Consider the following 4,025-nt stretch of genomic DNA (forward strand, 5'->3'; position numbering starts at 1 on the left):
CGAATGCGGTGTGTCAGATAACACTATGTCAACTGACACACCGCATTCGCGAGCAAGCCCGCTCCCACAGGGTTTTGTAGTGGTTATGAAAAATCGGTCCCCAACACCAGATCCACAAACGCCAGTGACGCCGCACTGTGATAGTTGTTCTTGCGCCGAAGCAACGCGGCCCCGCGTTCAGGCGCTGCGCACAGCATGGTAAGTTTGCGCAATGCCCGATCCTGAGTGGCGATGGGTTCCGGCAGGATGGTGGCGATGGCGGAATGTCGGATGACTTCCAGCAGCGTGTTGACCGAGTTCACTTCAATCACCACTTTTGGCGTGATCCGCGCCTCAGCGAAAAACTCGTCGATGCACGTACGGGTGATGTAGTCCGGGGTCAGCAGGGCAAATTCAAGTTTGGCCACCTCTTCCCCGGACAGCGCATCCAGGCTTTCGTACAATGGGTGTTCGCGCCCAACCATCAACCCCAGGGTTTCGGTAAAGGCCGGGATCGATTCGATCTCGGCGCTTCTCACCTGATCAAACGCAATCGCGACGTCCAGCGAATCATCCGCCAGCCCGGCCTCGATTTCGTCCATCGACAGCTCGAAAATTTCCAGATGGATGTTCGGGTAGCGCGCCACGTAGCCGCGCACCAGCGGCCCTACCAGATAGGCCATGAAGGTCGGCGTCATGGCCAGGCGCAAGGTCCCGCGAGACAAATCCTTCACGTCATGCAATGCACGTTTGCCCGCTTCCAGCTCCACCAATACCCGCCGCGCACATTCAATGTAAGCCTCTCCCGCATCGGTCGGCTTGACCGTGCGCGAGGTCCGGTCGAACAGACTCACGCCCAGGGATTCTTCCAGTTGCCGGATCTGCTGCGACAAGGTCGGCTGTGACACGTGCAGCACTTCGGCGGCCCGCGTGAAACCACCGTGGTCGGCAACCGCCAGCAGATAACGCAAATGTCGAAGCAGCATGGGATTCTCCATCTATAGGCAGTGCTTATGGTTTGCATTGTATATCGGTCTTGGACGCTATGGATTGATCGGCAGAAGATGGCCCCACACCCAAGCAACCCCCCTTCCGATAGGAGAATCACCATGCAACAGTCCCATGCCTACAATGACCCAAGCCTGGCCCTGACCACTTCTGTCCTTGATGCCAAGGCGCGCAAAAACCTCTCGTGGCAGGACCTGGCCGATGGCACCGGATTGAGCCTGGCCTATGTCACCGCTGCCCTGCTCGGTCAACATCCGCTGCCGGAAACCGCCGCCAAAGTGGTAGGCGACAAACTCGAACTGGACGCCGACGCCGTGGCCCGGCTGCAGATCATCCCGCTGCGCGGCAGCCTCTCAGGTGTGCCGACCGACCCGACCATCTACCGCTTCTACGAAATGATCCAGATCTACGGCACCACCCTCAAAGCCCTGGTTCATGAGCAGTTCGGCGACGGCATCATCAGCGCGATCAACTTCAAGCTCGACATGAAGAAAGTCGAAGATCCGGAAGGTGGCTCCCGCGCCGTCATCACCCTCGACGGCAAGTTCCTGCCGCTGCGTCCTTTCTAAGTTGATACCGGCCCGCACTGCCCGTGCGGGCCAAACCCTGCTCACCCATGAGGAAGCGATCATGAAAGCGCTCATCGACGGTTTTTTGAAGTTCCAGAAAGAAGCCTTTCCGCAACGCACCGACCTGTTCAAACACCTGGCCACCACCCAACATCCAGGCACGCTGTTCATCACCTGTTCCGACAGCCGTGTCGTGCCGGAACTGCTGACCCAACAAGAGCCCGGTGAACTGTTCGTGATCCGTAATGCCGGCAACATCGTGCCGTCCTACAGTCCGCATCCGGGTGGCGTATCGGCCACGGTCGAATACGCCGTTGCGGTGCTCGGCGTGACCGACATCGTGATCTGCGGTCATTCGGATTGCGGCGCCATGACAGCGGTGGCGAAGTGCACGTGCATGGATCACCTGCCCGCCGTCAGCGGCTGGCTGCAACACGCCGAGTCGGCGAAAGTGATCAACGAAGGCCGGCCACACGCCAGCGAAGCGGCCAAGGTCAGTTCGATGGTTCGGGAGAATGTCATCGCCCAACTGGCCAACATCCAGACGCACCCGAGTGTGCGACTTGCCCAGGAAAAAGGCCTGTTGAACCTGCATGGCTGGGTGTACGACATCGAGACCGGTTCGATCGATGCGCTGGATGCCGACAGCCGAAGCTTCGTGTCGCTGGTCGAGCATCCGGGCACTTGTGCCGTATCGGCCAAAGCGATCAAAGCCGCTTGATCAGAACCGCCGATCGTTCAAAAAAAGTGACCGCCCTTGCAGCGGTCACTGGTTCCGCTGTTTCAGCGTTTGACGCCCAGATCGATCTGGGTCATGCGGCTACGGATGGTGAACACGCCATCACCCGAGAGGATCGCACTACGAGCAAACAGGCGCCCGTTCTCCCAGTTCGAAAGCCCCAACTCCGGCTTGTTCAGCGCGTACTGGCCGTCGACCCAACGGGTAATGCCATTGCCGACAAAAGGCGCGTTGACCGCGTTGTAGAAGCGCTCCTGAGCCTCGGCACTTTCACTGATCAATGACACGGTGAATTGCGGGCTGTAGCGATTGAACAAGGCGATGGCACTGTCCAAGTCATCGACGATTTTCAGGCTGACTTCCGGGGTTTCTTCCCACTCCCATTCGCGGCCCAATTGATCTTCCGGCAACGGCTCGGCCTGCGCCTCGGTTTGATAACCCTCGGCGCGGTACACCTCGACCGTTGCGGCAAGCCAGTCTTGCGGCAGGTGCGACTCGCTGCCTTCGACGATGTGCAACTTGCAACCCTGCCCCCGTGCGGTGCCGGCCTGCTTGAGCGCGTCGAGGAACAGCGGCACCAGTTCAGCGGCGCGGTCGCGGTGAATCAGGCAGACGTTCAGGGTGTTGCAGACTTTACGGTCCAGGGAGTTGCGCACCACAGCGGCGAAGCGCCGGGCATCGGTATCGGCGTTGGCAATCAGCCATGCGCCACCGGTGCCGTGCAGGCTGACCGCCGTGCCGGCCTGCTGCGCGATGCTGCCCAGTTGACTGACGGCGCGCCCCGAACCACGGGCCACCGCCAATGACAGGCGCCGGTCAGCGAACATCGCCCAACCGGCAGCGTGGTTGACGCTTTCGACCAGCGACACCGCACCAGCCGGCAATCCGGCATCGTTGAGTGCGGGATTCAACGCATGGGCAACAATCGCCTGGGCGGTGCCCAACGCATCACTGCCGATGCGCAACACCGCAGTGTTGCCGGTGCGCAATACACCGGCCGCGTCGGCAAACACATTCGGCCGGCCTTCGAAGACGAAGGCGACGATGCCCAATGGCGAGACCACTTGCTCGACCTTCCAGCCATCGTGCTCGACGCAGCTGATCACCTTGCCACGGCTGGCCGCGGCATCACGCCACGCGCGCAGGCCGGCGATCATGTCGCGACGCATGCGCTCATCGGCCAGCAACCGGGTGGTCGAGCGACCGCGAGCCTTGGCCCGCTCGATGTCGGCCAGGTTGGCGGCCTCGATCAAGGCCCAGCATTCCGGGGTTTCCAGGCGTTGGGCAAACAGGTCGAAGAAGGCGCTGATCGCTTGATCGGACACCGCCGACAGCGCGGTAAACGCCGCTTGGGCGCGCTCGATCGCGACGCTGGCCGCTTGCTGGTCCGCCACGGGGATCAGCAGCAACTCGCCGCTGACCTGCTCCACCAACAGGTGGTCACCGGGCTGAAAGCGTTCCGCCAGTTCGGGGCTGACGACAGTGACACGATTACCGGCGAAAGGGATAGGCGTGCCAGCGACTAGACGTTCGAGCGCGAGAGACATGAAGCGGTTACACCATGCAGAGGGCGGCCGGAAAATGTATAGCAATTTCCCCGGAGCGTCACGTTTCAGGCCGGTGACCGAGCTCGGCCTGCTTTGCACAATCCCGGCCGCATCGGTGATCCCCTGTGGGAGCGGGCTTGCTCGCGAAAGCGGCGTGTCAGCCAGACTGATGTTGCCTGACAC

4 protein-coding genes are annotated in these 4,025 nt (G+C 61.2%); 2 read left to right on the forward strand and 2 right to left on the reverse strand.

Going from position 1 to position 4,025, the window contains the following annotated elements; genetic code table 11:
* Positions 1–83 precede the first annotated feature (83 nt).
* The gene (cynR, locus tag AC07XF_RS28865) at positions 84–965 is read right to left on the reverse strand and encodes a transcriptional regulator CynR (RefSeq protein WP_495029236.1); all 882 of its coding nucleotides are present in this window, start codon (positions 963–965) and stop codon (positions 84–86) included.
* Positions 966–1,088: 123 nt separating this feature from the next.
* Here cynR and cynS point away from each other — a divergent pair, with 123 nt between their 5' ends.
* Positions 1,089–1,556 (forward strand): cyanase, encoded by a 468-nt coding sequence (cynS, locus tag AC07XF_RS28870; protein WP_007997334.1) that lies wholly within the window; start codon positions 1,089–1,091, stop codon positions 1,554–1,556.
* Between the two features lie 61 nt (positions 1,557–1,617).
* Entirely contained in the window at positions 1,618–2,277 is a 660-nt protein-coding gene (locus tag AC07XF_RS28875) for a carbonic anhydrase (RefSeq protein WP_008046959.1), read from the forward strand.
* Positions 2,278–2,339: 62 nt separating this feature from the next.
* Here the strand turns inward: AC07XF_RS28875 and AC07XF_RS28880 are convergent, their stop codons facing one another.
* Complete coding sequence (locus AC07XF_RS28880; RefSeq protein WP_495029237.1) at positions 2,340–3,842, reverse strand: aldehyde dehydrogenase family protein; 1,503 nt, start codon at positions 3,840–3,842, stop codon at positions 2,340–2,342.
* Positions 3,843–4,025: the final 183 nt, after the last annotated feature.

This window comes from Pseudomonas sp. GW821-FHT01C01 (assembly GCF_059422645.1).